Origin of the sequence: Rhodobacter sp. JA431, assembly GCF_900217725.1 — a bacterium.
Classification (GTDB): domain Bacteria; phylum Pseudomonadota; class Alphaproteobacteria; order Rhodobacterales; family Rhodobacteraceae; genus Rhodobacter; species Rhodobacter aestuarii.
In genome coordinates, this window is record NZ_OBMP01000002.1 from 339,919 (window position 1) to 357,407 (window position 17,489).

Annotated in this window: 25 protein-coding genes and 1 tRNA gene; 10 read left to right on the forward strand and 16 right to left on the reverse strand. The window is 60.2% G+C overall.

Annotation, left to right across the window (positions count from 1 at the left end):
- Positions 1 to 72 precede the first annotated feature (72 nt).
- Both CRO18_RS19200 and CRO18_RS19205 read left to right on the forward strand, forming a co-directional pair.
- Positions 73 to 720, forward strand: coding sequence for an NAD(P)H-hydrate epimerase (locus CRO18_RS19200; RefSeq protein WP_349290218.1), 648 nt, complete (start codon positions 73 to 75; stop codon positions 718 to 720).
- 69 nt (positions 721 to 789) lie between these two features.
- Positions 790 to 1,644, forward strand: a complete 855-nt coding sequence (locus CRO18_RS19205) for an NAD(P)H-hydrate dehydratase (protein ID WP_349290219.1) — start codon at positions 790 to 792, stop codon at positions 1,642 to 1,644.
- On the opposite strand, the gene CRO18_RS05295 is transcribed toward CRO18_RS19205, so the two are convergent.
- A complete protein-coding gene (locus tag CRO18_RS05295; protein WP_097081316.1) occupies positions 1,641 to 2,168 on the reverse strand; it encodes a Hint domain-containing protein in 528 nt (175 codons plus the stop codon). The two genes, CRO18_RS19205 and CRO18_RS05295, sit on opposite strands and share 4 nt — an antisense overlap.
- A 125-nt stretch (positions 2,169 to 2,293) precedes the next feature.
- Entirely contained in the window at positions 2,294 to 2,575 is a 282-nt protein-coding gene (locus CRO18_RS05300) for a hypothetical protein (RefSeq protein WP_097081317.1), read from the reverse strand.
- A gap of 176 nt (positions 2,576 to 2,751) precedes the next feature.
- Here CRO18_RS05300 and CRO18_RS05305 point away from each other — a divergent pair.
- A tRNA-Leu gene (locus CRO18_RS05305) sits at positions 2,752 to 2,835 on the forward strand.
- 83 nt (positions 2,836 to 2,918) lie between these two features.
- On the opposite strand, the gene CRO18_RS05310 is transcribed toward CRO18_RS05305, so the two are convergent.
- The 9 genes from CRO18_RS05310 to CRO18_RS05350 form a co-directional block, all read right to left on the reverse strand.
- Positions 2,919 to 3,716, reverse strand: coding sequence for a tyrosine-type recombinase/integrase (locus tag CRO18_RS05310; protein WP_249275994.1), 798 nt, complete (start codon positions 3,714 to 3,716; stop codon positions 2,919 to 2,921).
- Positions 3,717 to 3,940: 224 nt separating this feature from the next.
- The gene (locus tag CRO18_RS05315; RefSeq protein WP_097081319.1) at positions 3,941 to 4,153 is read right to left on the reverse strand and encodes a hypothetical protein; all 213 of its coding nucleotides are present in this window, start codon (positions 4,151 to 4,153) and stop codon (positions 3,941 to 3,943) included.
- Positions 4,154 to 4,159: 6 nt separating this feature from the next.
- Positions 4,160 to 4,756, reverse strand: coding sequence for a head maturation protease, ClpP-related (locus tag CRO18_RS05320; RefSeq protein WP_097081320.1), 597 nt, complete (start codon positions 4,754 to 4,756; stop codon positions 4,160 to 4,162).
- A gap of 2 nt (positions 4,757 to 4,758) precedes the next feature.
- A complete protein-coding gene (locus CRO18_RS05325) occupies positions 4,759 to 5,346 on the reverse strand; it encodes a hypothetical protein (protein WP_143128598.1) in 588 nt (195 codons plus the stop codon).
- A gap of 102 nt (positions 5,347 to 5,448) precedes the next feature.
- A complete protein-coding gene (locus tag CRO18_RS05330; protein ID WP_170952561.1) occupies positions 5,449 to 5,673 on the reverse strand; it encodes a hypothetical protein in 225 nt (74 codons plus the stop codon).
- 2 nt (positions 5,674 to 5,675) lie between these two features.
- A complete protein-coding gene (locus tag CRO18_RS05335) occupies positions 5,676 to 5,873 on the reverse strand; it encodes a hypothetical protein (RefSeq protein WP_212710053.1) in 198 nt (65 codons plus the stop codon).
- Between the two features lie 167 nt (positions 5,874 to 6,040).
- Entirely contained in the window at positions 6,041 to 6,364 is a 324-nt protein-coding gene (locus CRO18_RS05340; protein ID WP_097081324.1) for a hypothetical protein, read from the reverse strand.
- Positions 6,361 to 6,558, reverse strand: coding sequence for a hypothetical protein (locus tag CRO18_RS05345; protein WP_097081325.1), 198 nt, complete (start codon positions 6,556 to 6,558; stop codon positions 6,361 to 6,363). Before CRO18_RS05345 ends, CRO18_RS05340 begins: the two co-directional genes overlap by 4 nt.
- A 14-nt stretch (positions 6,559 to 6,572) precedes the next feature.
- A complete protein-coding gene (locus tag CRO18_RS05350; RefSeq protein ID WP_097081326.1) occupies positions 6,573 to 6,728 on the reverse strand; it encodes an Arc family DNA-binding protein in 156 nt (51 codons plus the stop codon).
- A gap of 98 nt (positions 6,729 to 6,826) precedes the next feature.
- On the opposite strand from CRO18_RS05350, the gene CRO18_RS05355 reads away from it, so the two are divergent.
- Both CRO18_RS05355 and CRO18_RS05360 read left to right on the forward strand, forming a co-directional pair.
- Positions 6,827 to 7,267: an Arc family DNA-binding protein gene (locus CRO18_RS05355; RefSeq protein WP_097081327.1), complete on the forward strand. Its 441-nt coding sequence runs from the start codon at positions 6,827 to 6,829 to the stop codon at positions 7,265 to 7,267.
- A 143-nt stretch (positions 7,268 to 7,410) separates the two neighbouring features.
- A complete protein-coding gene (locus CRO18_RS05360) occupies positions 7,411 to 7,899 on the forward strand; it encodes a hypothetical protein (protein WP_097081328.1) in 489 nt (162 codons plus the stop codon).
- 232 nt (positions 7,900 to 8,131) lie between these two features.
- On the opposite strand, the gene CRO18_RS05365 is transcribed toward CRO18_RS05360, so the two are convergent.
- The gene (locus tag CRO18_RS05365) at positions 8,132 to 9,016 is read right to left on the reverse strand and encodes a Mu-like prophage major head subunit gpT family protein (protein WP_170952563.1); all 885 of its coding nucleotides are present in this window, start codon (positions 9,014 to 9,016) and stop codon (positions 8,132 to 8,134) included.
- Positions 9,017 to 9,145: 129 nt separating this feature from the next.
- On the reverse strand, positions 9,146 to 9,814 hold the full coding sequence (locus CRO18_RS05370; protein WP_097081561.1) for an SGNH/GDSL hydrolase family protein: 669 nt from the start codon (positions 9,812 to 9,814) through the stop codon (positions 9,146 to 9,148).
- A 256-nt stretch (positions 9,815 to 10,070) separates the two neighbouring features.
- Between CRO18_RS05370 and purU the strand changes: the two genes are divergently transcribed.
- From purU to CRO18_RS05395, 5 genes are all read left to right on the forward strand, one after another.
- Positions 10,071 to 10,955 (forward strand): formyltetrahydrofolate deformylase, encoded by an 885-nt coding sequence (purU, locus tag CRO18_RS05375; protein ID WP_076483315.1) that lies wholly within the window; start codon positions 10,071 to 10,073, stop codon positions 10,953 to 10,955.
- A gap of 303 nt (positions 10,956 to 11,258) precedes the next feature.
- Positions 11,259 to 12,551, forward strand: a complete 1,293-nt coding sequence (locus CRO18_RS05380; RefSeq protein ID WP_097081330.1) for a lipoprotein-releasing ABC transporter permease subunit — start codon at positions 11,259 to 11,261, stop codon at positions 12,549 to 12,551.
- On the forward strand, positions 12,544 to 13,227 hold the full coding sequence (locus CRO18_RS05385; RefSeq protein ID WP_097081331.1) for an ABC transporter ATP-binding protein: 684 nt from the start codon (positions 12,544 to 12,546) through the stop codon (positions 13,225 to 13,227). The genes CRO18_RS05380 and CRO18_RS05385 overlap by 8 nt, the downstream gene beginning before the upstream one ends.
- A complete protein-coding gene (locus CRO18_RS05390) occupies positions 13,224 to 13,550 on the forward strand; it encodes an arsenate reductase family protein (RefSeq protein WP_097081332.1) in 327 nt (108 codons plus the stop codon). The genes CRO18_RS05385 and CRO18_RS05390 overlap by 4 nt, the downstream gene beginning before the upstream one ends.
- 157 nt (positions 13,551 to 13,707) lie before the next feature.
- On the forward strand, positions 13,708 to 13,983 hold the full coding sequence (locus CRO18_RS05395; RefSeq protein ID WP_076483311.1) for a helix-turn-helix domain-containing protein: 276 nt from the start codon (positions 13,708 to 13,710) through the stop codon (positions 13,981 to 13,983).
- Positions 13,984 to 14,090: 107 nt separating this feature from the next.
- Here the strand turns inward: CRO18_RS05395 and CRO18_RS05400 are convergent, their stop codons facing one another.
- The 3 genes from CRO18_RS05400 to CRO18_RS05410 form a co-directional block, all read right to left on the reverse strand.
- A complete protein-coding gene (locus CRO18_RS05400; protein ID WP_076483310.1) occupies positions 14,091 to 14,297 on the reverse strand; it encodes a cold-shock protein in 207 nt (68 codons plus the stop codon).
- Positions 14,298 to 14,652: 355 nt separating this feature from the next.
- A complete protein-coding gene (thrS, locus tag CRO18_RS05405) occupies positions 14,653 to 16,599 on the reverse strand; it encodes a threonine--tRNA ligase (protein WP_097081333.1) in 1,947 nt (648 codons plus the stop codon).
- Between the two features lie 207 nt (positions 16,600 to 16,806).
- Complete coding sequence (locus CRO18_RS05410; protein WP_097081334.1) at positions 16,807 to 17,442, reverse strand: outer membrane protein; 636 nt, start codon at positions 17,440 to 17,442, stop codon at positions 16,807 to 16,809.
- Between the last annotated feature and the right edge of the window lie 47 nt (positions 17,443 to 17,489).

Consider the following 17,489-nt stretch of genomic DNA (forward strand, 5'->3'; position numbering starts at 1 on the left):
CGCTCGGGGATTCCCGAAAACGCGGTCAGGGTTTAAGCGTTTAGCGCATTTTTCGGGCAGTTTGTAAACGGGATGAATGAGAAACAGCCGCAAATCATCACAAGCGCCCAAATGCGCGCCATGGAAGCAACGGCAATCGGGACGGGCTCTGTCACCGGTTTGGAGTTGATGGAGCGCGCCGGAACCGGCCTTGTCACCGCCATCCTCGCCGCTTGGCCGGAGCTTGCACGCCCCGGCACCGCGCCGCGTGCCGTCATTTTATGCGGACCGGGCAATAATGGCGGCGACGGCTTCGTTGTTGCGCGCCAACTCCGCAAACGCGGCTGGCGGGTGGCACTTTATCTTTACGGCGGGGCCGAGCATCTGCCCCCCGACGCGCGCGCCAACCACGACCGTTGGTGCAAAATCGGGCGGGTCAATCCCCTGCCCGCCAAGCCCGATTTCGGCACGCCCGATCTGATTGTCGACGCGCTGTTTGGGATTGGGCTTTCGCGCCCACTGACCGGCTTTGACACAATCTTTGCCGCAATCAGCCGCACCCAAGCCCCGGTGCTGTCGGTCGATCTGCCCTCGGGCCGCGATGCCGATGCCCGCCCCGACACGATGGATTGGCCCACCGCGCCCACCTCGCTGGTGGTCACGTTTCACGCGCTCAAACCCGCCCATGCGCATCTTCGCGCGCGCGGCGTGCCGGTGATTGTGGTGCCGCTCGGGCTTTAGTTCATCTTTTCATCATGGCCTTTTGGGTAAAACCTGCCAAGCTAAGCAAAATTTCGACCGGAGCCCGCTATGACCGAGCACATCACCCTAACCGAGACGCGCCGCGCGGCGCTTTCCAAAGGGGTTGCAGGGCATAAATATAGCCACGGCCATTTGCTGGTGCTGGCCGGTGGGCTTGGGCGCGGTGGGGCGGCACGGCTTGCGGCCCGCGCGGGGCTGCGGGTCGGCGCGGGGCTGGTGACGCTCGCTTGCCCGCAGGTGTCTTTGGCGGAAAATGCCGCGCATCTGAACGCGGTGATGCTGATCGCCCTGCCCGATGCTTACACCCTGCGCGGCCTGTTTTCAGACACGCGCCTGACTGCACTTTGCCTTGGGCCTGGGCTCGGCCTGCCACGCGCCCAAGAAATGGTGCCCGCAGCCCTTTGGGGCAAGCGCGCCACGGTGCTTGATGCCGATGCGCTTTCCGCTTTTGAGCGCGAACCAGAATTGCTGTTCAACGCCACGCATGAAAACGTGGTGCTTACCCCGCATTTGGGCGAGTTTCGCCGCCTTTTCCCCGATCTGGCCGAAGCACTGGAAGCGGGCGAGATAGAAAAGCGTGACGCCACCCGCCAAGCCGCCGCCCGCGCGGGCTGCACCGTGCTCTTGAAGGGCGCGCAAACCACCATCGCCGATCAAAACGGATCGGCCGCCCTGCATGACGCGAGCGGAGAACTGGCCGCGCCGTGGCTCGCCACTGCGGGCGCGGGCGATGTTTTGGCGGGGCTGATTGCCGGGCTGATGGCGCGCGGCTTTAGTGCCTATGAAGCCGCCTGCACCGGCACATGGTTGCACGCCGCCTGCGCGCGCCAATTCGGCCCCGGCCTGATTGCCGAAGACCTGCCCGAAGCACTGCCGGCCGTGTTGCGCGAAATCGGCGTTTAAACTTTCACCGCCAAAGGCTTGCAGCCAATTTCGACACCATCGGCATAAACCACCTCGGACGCGTCAAAATGCAGGGTGAAAAGCCGGGTCTTTTGCCCCGTGACACGGGTGATGAACTGCCCATCCACCAGCCGCGCCACCGGCACCAAAGCTTGATCCGCACCAAACAGCACCTGCGCGCGCCAATCGCGCACCAGCACCTCTGTCCCCGCGCCCAAAACCAGCGCCTTGCCGGGCCGATCATGGCCAAGCGCGCCGGGCGCGACCCGCACAAGGTTGGAAATCAAAGGCACCGAGGAAATGCCTCGCAGCACCCGCGCGCCGGACCGGGTGATAATCCGATCGCCAAGGCTGAGGTATTCTACCGGCAAAAGCCCGTCCATCGTTGCCACTTGCGCCCCAAGCGCACAGCCCGCGCGGCCCTGCCCCGGCCCTGCTTCAAGATGGGTGTCGAGTGTGAATACGGGCGATAGGTTCACCGGGGGCTGCCCCCCGCTGCTGCGCCCCGTGGCCTGCCTGTCCATCGGGTGATCCTGCTCTTTGCTCGTGGCCTTTGCGGCTCTGGCAAAAAGACTAGGCGATTGGGGACAGGCTGGCGAGCGAAAAGGTTAACTGCCGTGAAATTCGCGCAGCCCTTGGCAAGAACGCATCACTTGTTGCAGCGTGCCGCATAAAGAGGTGCGAAAACAGGAGCTTCGGAGGTGACGTTCGAGGAGGCGCGTAGATTGGTGGCTTTGAGCCGCTCCGCCTCGATCTGGGTGTGGATTTGCAGATCGAAACAATCGAGCGCAGCGCTGCGCACCTGCCGCCCATCCAGCAATGTCACGACCGGATCGCTGTCTTCATCGCCTTGAAACGGCACCGCTGGCGTGGCGAGGCTTACCCCCAGCCCCAGCAAAGCGACCCATCCAATTGCATGATGACGTTTCATAACGGCCCCGATCCTCTGCCCCGATCCTTTGCCATGCCTTGATCAGACCATGCAAAAGGGGCGAGATTGTGAACATTGCGCGGTTCTTTCATCCATTGTTTCTGCCACGACAATCTTTCGAATTCGCAAACCGCCCCCTGTTCATTGCTCAACGAGATTGCTAAAAGGCCGCCTATGCGGGTGTGGCGGAACTGGTAGACGCACCAGATTTAGGTTCTGGCGCCTTTGGCGTGGGGGTTCGAGTCCCTTCACCCGCACCATACTGATTTTACTAGGGTTTTTCGTCATTTCTCGATTTTCCCCGACCATTCCCCGATAGGTTTTCGCAGTTCTTTTCGCACATTCACGTTCTGTGCTTGTTCTGTTCGCGGCGCTGCTGCGCCTCTTTCGAAGCCCGCTTCTGACTCGCTTGCGCTCGGTATTTCTGCACCATGCTCACCGTTTTGTGCCCGGTGACCGCCTGAATTTGCGCATCCGAACACCCGGCCTCGGCCAGTTCCTTCGCTGCCGTGTAGCGCCAACCGTGCTGCACAAGTCGCTCGGCGCCATCCTTCGCGCCGATTTTCTCACGCACTTGCTCGGCTTCGCGCTGTGCCTGCCGCTTTCCGATGTGCTGTGTAAGATTCTTGGCGAGGATATGCCGCCCCTTCTTGGGTAGAGCGCCCAGATAAGCCCGCAACCGTTCAGGGCAATACACCTCGATCTTTGCACCGGTCTTTTCCTGCACGACGCGCATGAATTCGCCGTCAAAGTCGGCCCATTCCATCGCCACGCAATCACCGATGCGCTGCCCCGTGCCAATCGCCAGCTCATAAATGGTGCGGGCGGTCGTCAGACCATGTTCATCGCAATGGCGTTCATAGGCGCGCAGCTTTTCTTCGGGCCAAGCGGAATATTCGCCACCTTTCAGCTTTGGAATATCTTCGACAGGGTTGCGCTCGATCCACTCCAGATCAACAGCATGGCGGCAGAGGATCGACAGCACCGCGATACGCTCATTCGCTTTTGACCATGTGTCCTGCAAAGCCGTTTGCACCATCAGCGCATCCTTGCGCCGAAAGGTCCGCATGTCCTTTGCGCCGTTCTTCTCGCGGATCGCCTCGCAGTGCCGCCGATAGTTCGCTTGGGTGTTCTTGCTCAAAGCCCGAAACCCGGGCGATTGGTAGTAGCTCACAATCAGCTTATCCCAAGTCGTCTTCGGCGGGGCATTGCGCTTGCCGCTTCGGCACGCCCAGTATTCGCGGGAAAATTCTTCCGTGTCGGGATTGTCAGGAAGGCGATGGCGCACATTGTCTTTCCTGAAATAGAAGTATTTCGGATTAGCTTTAGTGGGCTTGGCCTCAAGGAAAGGAAGATCAGGCTTTTTCATATCTCGAAATTATCCCCCTGAACGCATTCACCCTTCAAAACGGCTTCCAGATCGGCACAGCTCCAACGCGGCACCCCGGGCGCAAGAAACACCGGCCCCGGCAGGCTGCCAGCGGCAACCAACCCTTCGAACTCAGGCAGCGTCAACGAAAGGGCCTTCGCGGCCTCTTGCGCTTTCAGTGCGAGTTTGAAGGGGGTTCGCGCGGTCATTGAGTGTTAAGCCTCTACCTTTTGCGCCCAGCCCTTCGACTTCGCCATCTTGACCAGCGAGCGAGGGGCCGCGTTAAAACGGGTGTAATCGAATGCGGCCACCGGGCGGGCGCGCTCGCTCGGCCCGGTGATCTCGTCGCAGAAATTCAGCGCCAAAGCTTCCTCGGCAGTCAGCCAAGTTTCTTCGGCCATCCACGCGCGAATGCGCGCGACCGGCTGCCCCGTGGCCCGGGAATAAGCCTCGGCATAAGTGCTCGTCAGCTTGTCGAGCGTGTCGGCTTCGCCGCGCAACTCGCCCGCCGTGCCAAAGGTCAGCGCGGCAGGCTCATGAATCATGATGTGCGCGGCGGAATGCATCTGAACATGGTTCGCAGCGACCACAACCAGCGAGGCAGCGGAAGCGGCAAGCCCAACCACTTGAGCGGTGACGCGCCCGTGATCTTGCACAAGGGCCATGATCCCGGCCCCCTCGTGCGCATCGCCCCCCGGTGAATTGACGACAATCAGCGCCGCGCCGGGGTTCGCTTCGAGGAAGCGCCCGACGCTGGCGGTCGTGTTCTCGCCCTCACCGATCAGCCCATTGATGTGCAGCGCCCCGGCCATGTTCAGCGTCCCTTCACGTCTTCAAGTTCGGGCAGCTCAAGCGCGCGCGCGGCGGCAATCACTTCTGCCCGCGCCTTGCTCACGTTGTAATAGTGGACCGAGAGCGTCTCGCGGTGCGAGACGGTTTCACGGGCATTCGCAAAAGCAATCGCGCTCTCGATTTCTTCTTTCGTGCCGCCCCACCAAGTCGCGGAAAAATTGAGCCCGGTCTTAAACTCTGCCACATAGTCGGCTGTATACACTTCGCGGGCGATCAGGATTGCATCGTCCCAGTCGTCGAAGATACCGCGCGCGGGCTGCATAATGATTGCCTGACCTTCGTGCATGTCGATCCGGCCATTTTCGATCCGATGGAAACCGTTGCCGACCATATCGCGCGCAACGGCCCCTTTCAGGCCAGAGCGGGTGAGGTCCGTGAAGCAGCGAAACATGAGCGCATCACGCATGGTGAAGTCTTCCCATTGCGCCATGATCTCTTCTTCTTTGTTGAAGAAGGGCCCCCCACCGAACGGCAGGACCCCACGGCGACGGCTGCCGTCGAGTTCCCCCCGCGTTCCACCGGAAATTTTCAGCATTTGGGCTTGTCGCATTTTTCACTCTCCAAGGGATGCAAACTTTGGTCGCAACATTGCGCGCGGCAGCAAGCGCGGTCAAGATGCAAACCTTGGTCGCATCTTTATTTTAGGCAGAGTTCACCCCACCCCAAGCGGCGCGGCCGAGTCCCCGATCAACATCATAAGGTGTTCAGCAAACTCTAGCGTGCTGGCCACCCGTTCGCGCGCGGTCCGATCATCAAGGCAGCTTGATTCATTTTCGAGCGCAAGGCGGCAAGTGGTGATGATCGCGGTTGCCAGATAGGCGCGATTCTCGGTTTGGCTCGGACCATTGGTTTCGGGGCACAGGGCGCGCTCTGCCATCATCACAGGCCCCCCCAGATTGCTTCACCGCGCTGCACCGCGCCCTTTGCAATCGGCTTGGCAGCGGCAATGACCGCAAAGAGCGAGTCCCCGCCGTTCTTGATGTGCGAGGTGAGTTGATCCATCGCCTCGATAAGCCCCGAAAGGGTCAGTAGATCATCTTGCAGGGATGCAAACTCGCGCGTCAAATCCCGGGACAAGCCGGGAGCGTTCCCCAAAGCGGGGTTATGTGTGGGCATGGTGCTGTTTCTTTATGTTAGGAAGTGGCTTCTTCGGAGCGGGCCTTCGCGGCCCGGATCGCTTGGACTAGTTCGGAGTATTTCGAGCGCCCATTGCACTTTCTCTCAGGGCACAGGACGCGCTGCCATCATGCGCGAACCTCGCAGTATTCCCATTCGTTTTCCAGTGTCGAGAAGTGCCAAAACGGATCATTTTGCCAATGTTGATCGGCGCCACTGGCGATCATGGATACAAACTGCCGTGTGCCCGGCTCGCAATCCATCATGAGGCTCCGCAACACTGTGCCCTCGGGAACGGTTTCGGCATAGAGACGGAACAGCTCGGCCTTGTGGTGCTCGATCTGTTCTTCGCGCGTCATGGTCTGCGCGATCGCGGGCGAGGCCAGTGCAAGCGCGCCAAGCGGCGCAAGGGCCAGCGCAGGGGCAGAGAAGAAGAAGTCTCGGCGTTTCATGCCCGCCCCTCCATCAGCTTGCAGGTGCGCCGCAGGGCTGTGCGCATGTAGCTCCGCGCCTCGCGTTCTGTGCGGGTGTAGCCTGATCGGCGCTCGGTCGCGTCGAGGGCGAGCGTAAGACAATCATGGATTTCAGAAAGGGTTTCACCGGGCAAGCCGGTGGTGTTCCCCGAAGTGGGGTTATGTGCGTTCATTCTATGATCTCTTGTTAAGCGGCGGCTTCTTCGGTGCGGGTCTTCGCGGCCCGGATCACTTGGACAACTTCGGAATTTTGCGAGCGTCCGTTGCACTCGGCCTGTTCCTTGATCCAGTCTTTCAGCTCGGGCGGCAGGCGGAGCTGCATCGGCTTACGGTCGTATGTCATTCGCTCACCTCATCATGGCACCGTGCCCCAGTAGTGGCACCGTGCCCGCATTTCGTCAAGCGCAAACCTGTGGCACGGTGCCACGAAAAGGGGTGACCATGGCGATTCCGACAAATCGAGACAGTGACAAGTTCATCATTCGCCTTCCCGATGGGATGCGCGACCGGATCAAAGTTGCGGCAGATGCCAACAACCGCAGCATGAATGCCGAAATCGTTGCCACCCTCGAAGAGAAGTATCCCCAGCCCTTCGGGGAACATGAAGATTTCAGCATGGCGATTGCCGCAGCTGTCAGCTTCGATCCGAAGCGGGCGAACGGTCGCTTCGCCGAAGAGTTCGGGCTTGTGCTGCGCTACATTCGTGAGAAATTCGGCCTAGAACTTGCAGGGCATGATATAGCGAAGGAATACTTCGGCGATCCGCGCTTTCATGTCTCTGTTGTGCGCCTCACCGAATGGCTGGACTTGTCCTTCGGGCCTTGGGCGAAAGAAAACGCAGACGCCCCCGAGGCGAGCCGGAAGGACCGGAAAGAAGATTGAACACCGCGCCCGAAAGGGGGGCGAGGCTTTTCGAGAAGGCACAGTTGCCGTGATCAGGTCTGCAATTAAGGCGTAGGGTAGTGAGTGCATCCCCGAGAATGGCAGCGGGACAGTGTAGTGTGTTTATGAAGAGGCCAGACCAAATGATTGAATACTTTCCGTTTTTAAGCAAGATGCTCGATATTTTCTCCGACAACGCCAAGCAAATAGAAGCGTGCAAAGAGAAAACCTCCACATTAAATGCAGAAATTGAGATAATCCTACAAAGACGTCGGGCGAAGACTGCACAAGCACTCGCAGATCTTGAAAGACGAGCCACTTTGATCGACAGCAACCTATTGGAGACGGAGGCATTTTCTCAGTTGCGATCAAGCCTGACCAATATTGATGCCCTTCGGTCGCAAGCCCGTGAACACTGGAAATGCATTCACGAATCTCATCACCTAAGCCTTAGGGACTGGAGGAAAGCCCACATCATGATGATTGAGCGCAAATCTCTCATAATGCAGTCAGATGACTGGATCACAACGCTAGTGGCTCAGATCACTGGAGCATTAAATCAAGCGGAAGCCTCATTGCATACTATGGGAGCCTCGCACAGCGCTCTAGGGGCCCCCCCATTTACAGAGTAACGGTTCATTTCGACGAGACGTCCACAGCTGCATGGCGTTAAAACTGAAAGCGGCCCCACCCCAAGGTGAAGCCGCTTCGTTGAACCGCCGTCGCCATCGGCTAAAGGCCGCGATTCCGCCGGGGTTTACCCACTCACCGGCTAACGGGGATGGCGGCCTTACACAGGAGAAAAAGGCGGTCCCATCCTGACCATTCGTTCGGCAACCGCGCGCTGCGATAACCTGCGCCCGGTTACTCGCCGGGGTTCATGAACCAAGCGCGGTGATCCGCGAAGCCGCAGCCGAAATCGAGCCGGACCTTGAATTCCATCGAATCCACGTCGAAGCCCTCGCGGGTGAAGATTTGCGGCCCTCTCGCCCCGTCCAGATACGCGTGCAACATGCCATCGGGCACACCCGGCGCGGCGGACAGATACCAGCGCGTCGCGCTTTTCAGGTTCGCATCAACCAGCACATCGAGCTTTTCCGCGAACGGGTTCACTTGATCCACGCTCGAAGCGTTGATCGCGGCAACGAGCTGTTGCGCGACGGTTTCCAGCTCGGGCGGCACAATCAGGAAGGCCGGTTGCACTTGGATCGCCTCGCCCGAAAGCCCCTTTTGCCGACGCAGGGCCGTGCGCGCCTCGGTCAGCGACGTGACATTCGGCGCTCTCCCACTCGCGGCAATGTTGCCGTGATCGGCATGGAACAGCGTCTTGCCGTCCTGCATCGTCGGCCCAAGGCCCGCGTTCTTTTCGAGCAACGAGGCGAACAGCTTCGCCTCGGTCAGCGCCGCCCCGGTGCCTTGAATGCGCGCCGTGTTGCTCAAAACGCCAAGGTCATCATTGACGAAGGCTTGCCGGGTCAGCGCGAACACTTTGCCATAGGTTTCCACCGCAAAGGCTTCGCCCGCCTCGGCAATCGTGCCGCGCGTGAACTCACCCGCTTCGTTGACCTTATCGAGGCCCATCCCGTTCGACACTTGAACCGTATTGATCGGGCGGAAGTCAGCGGCCATCACCTCACGCGAAGCGCGCTTGAGCTGCGATTCAGAGGCCACATAGGCGTTGAGCAAGAGCTTGTTCGAGGCGATGCCCAGGGCGATCTGGAAATCCTCAGTCACATGCAGCCCGCCCATGAATTGTCGGGTGCGGCGGTTCCCGTGTGCCCAATGCCGCGATTTCTGCCGCCAAACTGGCCTGATCGGCCTGTACAGGCTGCGCAAAGCCCAGAAAGGCGCAGAGCGCAACCGCAGCCTTGTCATGCTTCACGGCGCAATCACTTTCGCAATCCGCGCGGCAATTGCCGCAGAGCCTTTGGGCGAGGGATGGATGCGGTCGGGCGCATAAAAACTGATGTCACCCTCCGGCACCAAATCGGCGAGCGGCACAAACTCCACCCCCGGATCGGCTTTGGCAAGCCGCCCAATGCGGCGGTCCATCTCATCGCCGGTGGGGCCGCATTTATCGACCGGGCTGTCAAACCCGTTCGAGCGCAAATAGCCCACAAAGACCACCCGCGCGCCGCTGGCCCGCAAAGCGCGCACCTGATCGGCAATCGCGCCCCCCATGCCATCGTGGGTGATCAGCTTGTCCAAAAAACGGGTGCAGGGGCCGCAGCCGCAATTCCACAGCACATCATTGCCGCCCCCGTTCAAGACGACCCAATCCCAGTTGCCCTGCCGGTATTGTTTGGGAATGCTCATCCCCATCGCGCCCGTGACGGGCAGCGGGTAAAGGTAGCTGGCCCCCATTTTGGAGCGGTCGCGCACATGTTCACCGGGCAAAAGGCGGCGCAATTCCTTGGCGACGGATTTGCCCTGCAACCCGTTCACCGCCAAAAGCGAATCGCCCATCACCAAAATATCCGCCTGCGCGGGCACCCCAGTGCCAAGCGCGCACAGCATCACCAGCAACCGCAGCGCCCTTTTGCTCATGCTCTCCCCAGTCTTCGCTTTGTGGCGCTCTTTATCATGCACAAGCGGCAATGTCGTGGCACAGAACGCGATCCCGCGGCTTTCCCGCAGCCAACCCTGCGCGAGGTCCACGATCGGAAACACCGATCGCAATTGCGACATTGTGCCTGACGTTTTTTGCTTGCGCGTCGTCGCATCCCGGCTGGAGGTTTCGCAATCTGCGGTGAATATGCTTGCAACGCCCCCGCAGCCCGGGGGGCGACGAAAGGGAGCCTCAATGACCGACTACGTGCTGACGGTGAACTGCCCCACGACCCGCGGGATCGTGGCCACAATCGCCAACTACCTTGCCGACAACGGCTGCAATATCACCGATTCGAGCCAGTTCGACGATCTGGCGACCGGTCAGTTCTTCATGCGCGTGAGCTTCAACTCGGAAACCGGCTCCGATCTGGCAACGCTGCAAAAAGGCTTTGAGCCGGTTGCGGCCGAGTTCAAAATGGACTGGGGCATGCGCGACGCCACCGACAAGATGAAGGTTCTCTTGATGGTGTCGAACTTCGGGCACTGCCTGAACGACCTGCTCTATCGCTGGCGCATTGGCGCGCTGCCGATCGAGATCGTGGGCGTGGTATCGAACCACATGACCTATCAAAAGGTCGTGGTGAACAATGACATCCCCTTCCACCACATCAAAGTGACCAAGGCCAACAAACCGGAAGCCGAAGCCCGGCTGATGGAAGTGGTCGAGGAATCGGGCGCGGAACTCGTGGTGCTGGCGCGCTATATGCAGATCCTGTCGGATCAGCTGTGCCAGAAGATGTCGGGCAAGATCATCAACATCCACCATTCCTTCCTGCCCTCGTTCAAAGGCGCGAATCCCTACAAGCAAGCCTATGAGCGCGGCGTGAAGCTGATTGGCGCGACCTCGCACTATGTGACGGCCGACCTTGATGAAGGCCCGATCATCGAGCAAGAGACCGTCCGCATCACCCATGCACAAAGCCCCGAAGATTACGTGAGCCTTGGCCGCGATGTTGAGGCGCTGGTGCTGGCCCGCGCCATCCACGCCCACGTGCAACACCGCACCTTCATCAACGGCAACAAGACGGTCGTCTTCCCGGCCTCGCCCGGCGGCTACACCTCGGAACGCATGGGGTAAGAGGCGCTCGGACGCCCGGCGCGCAAGCGCAAAGATCAACCGCGCGGGGGGCTCTGCCCCCCGTCTGCTTTGCAGCCTCCCCCCGGGATAATTCAACAAAGTCGAAGCCCAAAAGCTTGGTCTGCTCCGCGTTCATGAAATCCTGATCCGCCTGCAAGCGCGCTTTCACGCGCCGGGTCGCGGCATGCGATGGCTCTACATCCCCTGCCCCACTCGCGCCGGTTTTATCGGCCCGCGCCACCACCGCCCTTGACCTTTGCCCCGCCCGCCGCCACCTTGCGCCGACCTTTGGGAGCGCCCTGCATGGCCAAGAGCACCGCGCCGTTTTCCGGCTTTGAATTCCTGATCGCTTGGCGCTATTTGCGCGCCCGCCGCGCCGAAGGCGGGGTGTCCGTAATGACATGGATTTCCCTCATCGGGATCATGCTCGGCGTTGCGGCGCTGATCATCACGCTGGCCGTGCGCGCCGGCTTTCGCGCTGAATTTGTCGATACGATCTTGGGCTCAAACGCCCATGTGACGGTTTATTCCGCGCAGATGGAGGTCGAACCCGGCACCGGCATCTATTCCAATCTGATGTCCGATTATGCCGCGCGCGCCGAAAGGATTGCCGCCATTCCCGGCGTGACCCGCGCCGCACCACTTATTCGTGGCCAAGTGATGGCAACCTGGGGCGAGCGCGCCAATGTGGCCGAAGTCTATGGGATCACACGCGAAAATCTTGAAACTATCCCCCGCGTTGCACATTCGGCTGAGGCCGAGGGCGATATTGAGAGCTTTGGGCAAGGCATTGCCATGGGCTCGGAGCTTGCGCGCGAATTGGGCGTGACGGTAGGCGATACGGTCAAGCTCATTTCCCCCAATGGGGTGAAAACGCCCTTTGGCACCAGCCCCCGCGTCAATGCCTATCAGATCGTCTATATCTTCACCGCCGGGCGCTGGGACATTGACCGCACGCGGATCTATATGCCCTTTGCCGAGGCGCAGAGCTATTTTAACCGTGAAGGCGGCGCCGATGAGATTGAGGTGATGGTCACCGATCCTGAAGAGGTGGATGACTACACGCTGCAATTGCTGCAAGCGGGCGGCACAGGCACGATGCTATGGAGTTGGCGCGATGCCTCGAGCAGTTTCCTGCGCGCGCTGACGATGGAAGACAATGTGATGTTCGTGATCTTGTCGGTGCTGGTCTTGATCGCGACGATGAACATCACATCGGGCCTGATCATGCTGGTCAAAAACAAGGGCCGCGACATTGGCATTTTGCGCACGATGGGGCTGACCGAGGGCGCGGTGATGCGCGTCTTCTTCCTCTGTGGTGCGTTTACCGGGGTGATTGGCACAGCACTTGGCGTGGGGCTGGGGGTGCTTTTGGCGCTCAATATTGATGGCATCATGTCGGCGGTGAACTGGATCAGCGGTGGCGGCGCGTGGGATCCGTCCATTCGCGGCATTTATGAACTGCCCGCGAAGCTGCAAGCCTATGATGTGGGCCGCGCCGTGGGGCTGGCTTTGGGGCTGAGCTTCATTGTGACCATCTTCCCGGCGCGCCGCGCTGCAAGGCTGAACCCGGTGGAGGCGCTGCGCTATGAATGAGGTGTTGCGGCTCGAAGGGCTGGAAAAGGGCTATAATCGCGGCAAGCCCAACGAGATCATGGTTCTGCGTGGCGCGAACCTCACGATCCCGCGCGGACAGGTGTTGGCACTTGTGGCCCCCTCTGGTGCCGGGAAATCCACGCTTTTGCATATTGCTGGTTTGCTCGACACGCCCGATGCGGGCCGGGTGATCGTGAATGGCCAAGACATGACCGGGGCAAAAGATGGCGCGCGCACTGCGGCGCGGCGGCAAGCGCTTGGCTTCGTCTATCAATTCCACCACCTGCTCCCCGAATTCACCGCGCTGGAAAACATCGTGCTGCCGCAACTGGCCAATGCCAGCCCGCGCAAGGCGGCGGAGGCACGCGCGCGCGATTTGCTGGCCCGCGTGGGGCTGGCCGAACGGGCAAGCCATCGGCCCTCCGAAATGTCGGGCGGTGAGCAGCAGCGGGTGGCCTTTTGCCGGGCGCTGGCCAATGCCCCTGCCCTGATGCTGGCGGACGAGCCGACGGGCAACCTTGACCCGGCGACCTCGGACACGGTCTTTGACGCGCTGATGGAACTGGTGCGCGCCACCGGGCTTTCGGCGCTGATTGCGACGCATAACCTAGAGCTTGCCGCGCGGATGGACCGTGTGTTGCGGCTTGAAGACGGACAATTGGTGGAGGCGACATGATCGTTTATGGCATCAAGACCTGCGGCACGGTGCAAAAGGCGCTGGCTGCGCTGACCGAGGCAGGCAAAGCGCCCGTGCTGCGCGATGTGCGCGCCGAACCGCTCAGCCCCGAAGAAATTGCCGAGTTTGAGGCCGCCTTTGGCGAGAAGCTGGTGAACCGCGCCTCGATGACATGGCGCAAGCTGTCCGATGATGAGCGCGCGCAGCCCGTGGCCGCGCTGATTGCCGCCTATCCCACCTTGATGAAACGCCCGGTCATTCGCGGCAATGGGCTCACGCTGGGCTGGACAAAAGACACCCAAGCCGCACAACTGGGCGGCTAAAACGGCCCCAATATCGGCATCACGGCAAGGCTTCGTTAACCTTGAAAATGCCGTGATTCCAACAAATTTCGAGACGGTCTTAACTCTATCATAGGCTGAGTGAGAGCATGATAGAGCCATGATCCCTGCGCCAAGTCGGGGACGTGCAGGAGGCACGATGACCGCTTTGAAAGAGCGCCTGAGCAATACGGCAGCCCGCACCGGTGCAGAACCGGATTACTGGACCCAAGTGGCTTGGCTGAATGCCGGGGCCTCTCCGCTCATGGCATGGCGCCGCGCCGCGCGCTTTAGTGTGCAAGATCTGGCCGAGATTTCTGGGATTTCGGCGCAAACCATCACCGCCGCCGAAGCGCGCCAACAGGCGCTTTCGCCTGCGCAAATGGCCACGCTGGCAACCGCGCTTGGGCTGAGCCCGGGTGATTTGGAAGATTGAGGTGAGGCCGACCGGCAGGGCCCGGTCAAGCCTCTAAAGGAACAAACGAATAGCTAAAAGAAGAGCCCGCGTGGGCGCCGCGGGCCTTCGACGACACTACCCGTCGTTCAGAGCAGTTTGAGCTCACCGGCCGACGAGCGGCCATCGCGGCCCGAGATCAGTTCGAAGCTGATCTTCTGGTTATCGCTAAGCGACTTCAACCCGGCGCGTTCAACCGCCGAGATATGAACGAAAACGTCCTTGCCGCCGCCATCGGGGGCGATAAAGCCGTAGCCCTTGGTGGTGTTGAACCATTTCACGGTTCCGGTAGCCATATTTCTCTCCTCGTAGTGATCCCGCGGCTTCATTGCCGCAAGACGTGCAGCCCTGACTTTCAATTCCCCGGCTGCCCCAGGAGGGAGCGGTAGAAAGAGTTTGCCCACGCGAGGGGAAGCCTGCCACACGTGCCCCAAAAAGCAACGGTCAAAGCGCCGCAGGCCGGGGTTCAAGACCTTGCGTCAATTTGTCCAATTTGCCTTGTTTCACAGGAGGTTCAGCGCGAGGAGGCGGTTAATTGCACAACATTTGCGCAACCAAGGGGCGAGTTCCTGCCCCAAAAAGATCAAGCGTTCAAAAAAGTAGCGGGGGACATGTGCCCCCCGCTGCCAGAAAAAAATTCATTGCCCTTTTTCAGCGCAAATCAGGCGGCGTTGCCTCGGTGGTAAGGGTCGCGATGATCTCGTCAAGCGCCACGGTTTCGGTGCGGTTATCGCCCAAACGGCGCACCGAGACGGTCCGGTTTTCCACCTCTTTCATGCCGATCGCAAAGATATAGGGCACTTTGCCAAGGCTATGCTCGCGCACCTTGTAGTTGATCTTTTCATTGCGGGTATCGCATTCGGCGCGAATCCCCGCTTCGATCAACTTAGCCGCCACTTCTTCCACATAATCATCGGCTTCCGAAACAATCGAGGCGACCACCACCTGCCGCGGCGCCAACCACAGTGGCATCTTGCCTGCGAAGTTCTCGATCAACATGCCGATGAACCGCTCGAACGAGCCGAGGCAAGCGCGGTGCAGCATGATCGGGCGATGCTTGGCCCCATCGGCCCCGATGTAATGCGCATCCAACCGTTCGGGCAGGTTCGGGTCCACTTGCAGCGTCCCGCATTGCCAATCCCGGCCAATCGCATCGGTCAGCACGAATTCAAGCTTCGGACCATAGAAGGCCCCCTCGCCCGGGAAGATTTCATACTCATAGCCCGCAGCGGTCACCGCATTGGCCAGCGCCGCCTCGGCATGATCCCAGCTTTCTTCCGAGCCGATCCGCTTATCGGGGCGGGTCGAAAGTTTGATGCGCCATTTGTCAAAGCCAAGATCGGAATAAATCGCGGCAAGGAAGTCGATGAACTTCTTCGTTTCGGCTTCGATCTGCTCTTCGGTGCAGAAGATATGCGCGTCATCTTGGGTGAAGCCGCGCACCCGCATGATGCCATGCAGCGCGCCCGAGGGTTCATACCGCGCACAGGAGCCAAATTCCGCCATCCGCAGCGGCAGATCGCGGTAGGACTTGAGCCCGTGGTTGAAGATTTGCACGTGGCAGGGGCAGTTCATCGGCTTGAGCGCGTTGATGACCTTTTCGCGCGCGCCATCCTCGTCCACCTCAACGATGAACATGTTTTCGCGGTAGTTATCCCAGTGGCCCGAGGCTTCCCACAGCTTGCGGTTCACCACTTGCGGCGTGTTCACTTCGACATAGCCATCGGCGCGCTGACGACGGCGCATATAATCTTGCAGCTGGGTGTAGATGGTCCAGCCATTCGGGTGCCAGAATACCTGCCCCGGCGCCTCTTCTTGCATATGGAAGAGGTCCATCTCTTTGCCGAGCTTGCGGTGGTCGCGTTTCGCGGCCTCTTCCAGCATCGTCATATGCGCTTTGAGGTCGTCGCGCGACCGGAAGGCAATGCCATAGATGCGTTGCAGCATCGGGCGCGTGCTATCACCCAGCCAGTAAGCGCCCGCCACATGGGTCAGCTTGAACGCATCCGCAGGCACTTGCCCGGTATGTTGCAGGTGCGGGCCGCGGCACAGGTCTTGCCAAGACCCGTGCCAATACATGCGCAGGTCTTGGTCTTCGGGGATGCGGTTGACGAGTTCGACCTTATAAGGCTCGTTCGTTTCTTCGTAATGCTTGAGCGCCGCCTCGCGCGACCACACTTCGGTTTTCACCGGCTCGCGCGCATTGATGATCTTCTTCATCCGCGCTTCGATCTCGCCCAGATCTTCGGGGGTAAAGGGCTCTTCGCGGTCGAAGTCATAAAACCAGCCCGCATCGCGCACCGGGCCAATGGTCACTTTCACATCGGGCCAAATCTCTTGCACCGCGCGCGCCATGATATGGGCGAGGTCATGGCGAATGAGTTCGAGCGCCGGCACCGGGTCTTTCATCGTATTGATGGAGATGCGCGCGTCTTTGGTGATCGGCCACTGCAAATCCCAATGCGCATCATCAAGCTGCGCCGAGATCGCCGCCTTGGCGAGCGAATTGGAAATGGACGCCGCCACTTCCGCCGCTGTCACACCAGCCGGATAGTCGCGTTTATTGCCATCGGGGAAAGAAAGAGTGACCTGGGACATATGTCCTCCTCGTCAGTTTGGCGCCCACGGAACGCCCGGTTGCGGGTTATGTATCTTGGCTGCTATGCGCCGATAGAGTGAAACTGTCAAGAACTGCGCCTGTGGCAAAGGCGCAAGGCCCCAAATCGCGCAGGATCGCAAATGCAAACGCCCCCGCCGGGCAGACCAGCGGGGGCGCAGGAGGGCGTGTGTTCAGGAGGACGCCTATCAGAAGCGGTAAGCCGCACGCAGTTGAACCGCGTTGAAGTTTTGCTCCACGCTGTTCGCGGTGCCGTTGAAATCGGTGTCCAGTTCGCGGCGGATAAATTCGGCCCCGACCTGCCATTGATCGTTCACCGCGTAATCCACGCCAAGCCCGTAGTTCACGCCATCGGCGTCGTCATTGGTTTGGCCGTCACCATTGTTCCACTGCCCGCGCGAATAACCCACAAAGGCATAGGGCAGCGCATCGCCATAGGCCCAGCCAAGGCGCGCCTTCACATCAAGCAGGTTGTTGAAATGCGCAGGGCCATTGTCTGTGTCGACATCCGCCGCTTGCAGCGCAAGTTCGCCGCCATAGACCAGCGACCCGCGTTGCAGGTTGTAGCCGCCAAAGACCCCATAGCTGCCGCTGCCAAGGCTATCGGAGGTATCGGGCGCAGTAGCGTTTTTATAGGTCGCGCGGCCACCGGTCACCGACCCAGCGGTAACCCCGCCATAAAAGCCATCCCATTTCCCGGTCGAGGCCACAAAGGGCGCGGGCGCGGTGGGAGCCGCTTCAACCACGGGCGTATTCAAACCACCCGCAAAAGCAGGTGCAGCAAAACCAGCCGCCGCAGCGGCCACAAGAGCGAGTTTTTCCATATCAGTCTTCCTTCAGACAGAGTGTTTGTCTGCCCGTGAAAGATTGG

Coding starts and splice junctions, on each gene's coding strand:
- CRO18_RS05340 (WP_097081324.1), bottom strand. CDS start 6,364: ATGAAACGCCGAGACTTCTTCTTCTCTGCCCCTGCGCTGGCCCTTGCG.
- thrS (WP_097081333.1), bottom strand. CDS start 16,599: ATGTCCCAGGTCACTCTTTCTTTCCCCGATGGCAATAAACGCGACTAT.
- CRO18_RS05370 (WP_097081561.1), bottom strand. CDS start 9,814: ATGAGCAAAAGGGCGCTGCGGTTGCTGGTGATGCTGTGCGCGCTTGGC.
- CRO18_RS19205 (WP_349290219.1), top strand. CDS start 790: ATGACCGAGCACATCACCCTAACCGAGACGCGCCGCGCGGCGCTTTCC.
- CRO18_RS05365 (WP_170952563.1), bottom strand. CDS start 9,016: ATGGGCGGGCTGCATGTGACTGAGGATTTCCAGATCGCCCTGGGCATC.
- CRO18_RS05300 (WP_097081317.1), bottom strand. CDS start 2,575: ATGAAACGTCATCATGCAATTGGATGGGTCGCTTTGCTGGGGCTGGGG.
- CRO18_RS05410 (WP_097081334.1), bottom strand. CDS start 17,442: ATGGAAAAACTCGCTCTTGTGGCCGCTGCGGCGGCTGGTTTTGCTGCA.
- CRO18_RS05330 (WP_170952561.1), bottom strand. CDS start 5,673: ATGGCAGAGCGCGCCCTGTGCCCCGAAACCAATGGTCCGAGCCAAACC.
- CRO18_RS05400 (WP_076483310.1), bottom strand. CDS start 14,297: ATGGCTACCGGAACCGTGAAATGGTTCAACACCACCAAGGGCTACGGC.
- CRO18_RS05390 (WP_097081332.1), top strand. CDS start 13,224: ATGATCGTTTATGGCATCAAGACCTGCGGCACGGTGCAAAAGGCGCTG.
- CRO18_RS05345 (WP_097081325.1), bottom strand. CDS start 6,558: ATGAACGCACATAACCCCACTTCGGGGAACACCACCGGCTTGCCCGGT.
- CRO18_RS05325 (WP_143128598.1), bottom strand. CDS start 5,346: ATGCGACAAGCCCAAATGCTGAAAATTTCCGGTGGAACGCGGGGGGAA.
- CRO18_RS05385 (WP_097081331.1), top strand. CDS start 12,544: ATGAATGAGGTGTTGCGGCTCGAAGGGCTGGAAAAGGGCTATAATCGC.
- CRO18_RS05360 (WP_097081328.1), top strand. CDS start 7,411: ATGATTGAATACTTTCCGTTTTTAAGCAAGATGCTCGATATTTTCTCC.
- purU (WP_076483315.1), top strand. CDS start 10,071: ATGACCGACTACGTGCTGACGGTGAACTGCCCCACGACCCGCGGGATC.
- CRO18_RS05355 (WP_097081327.1), top strand. CDS start 6,827: ATGGCGATTCCGACAAATCGAGACAGTGACAAGTTCATCATTCGCCTT.
- CRO18_RS05295 (WP_097081316.1), bottom strand. CDS start 2,168: ATGGACAGGCAGGCCACGGGGCGCAGCAGCGGGGGGCAGCCCCCGGTG.
- CRO18_RS05380 (WP_097081330.1), top strand. CDS start 11,259: ATGGCCAAGAGCACCGCGCCGTTTTCCGGCTTTGAATTCCTGATCGCT.
- CRO18_RS05395 (WP_076483311.1), top strand. CDS start 13,708: ATGACCGCTTTGAAAGAGCGCCTGAGCAATACGGCAGCCCGCACCGGT.
- CRO18_RS05315 (WP_097081319.1), bottom strand. CDS start 4,153: ATGACCGCGCGAACCCCCTTCAAACTCGCACTGAAAGCGCAAGAGGCC.
- CRO18_RS05320 (WP_097081320.1), bottom strand. CDS start 4,756: ATGGCCGGGGCGCTGCACATCAATGGGCTGATCGGTGAGGGCGAGAAC.
- CRO18_RS05350 (WP_097081326.1), bottom strand. CDS start 6,728: ATGACATACGACCGTAAGCCGATGCAGCTCCGCCTGCCGCCCGAGCTG.
- CRO18_RS19200 (WP_349290218.1), top strand. CDS start 73: ATGAATGAGAAACAGCCGCAAATCATCACAAGCGCCCAAATGCGCGCC.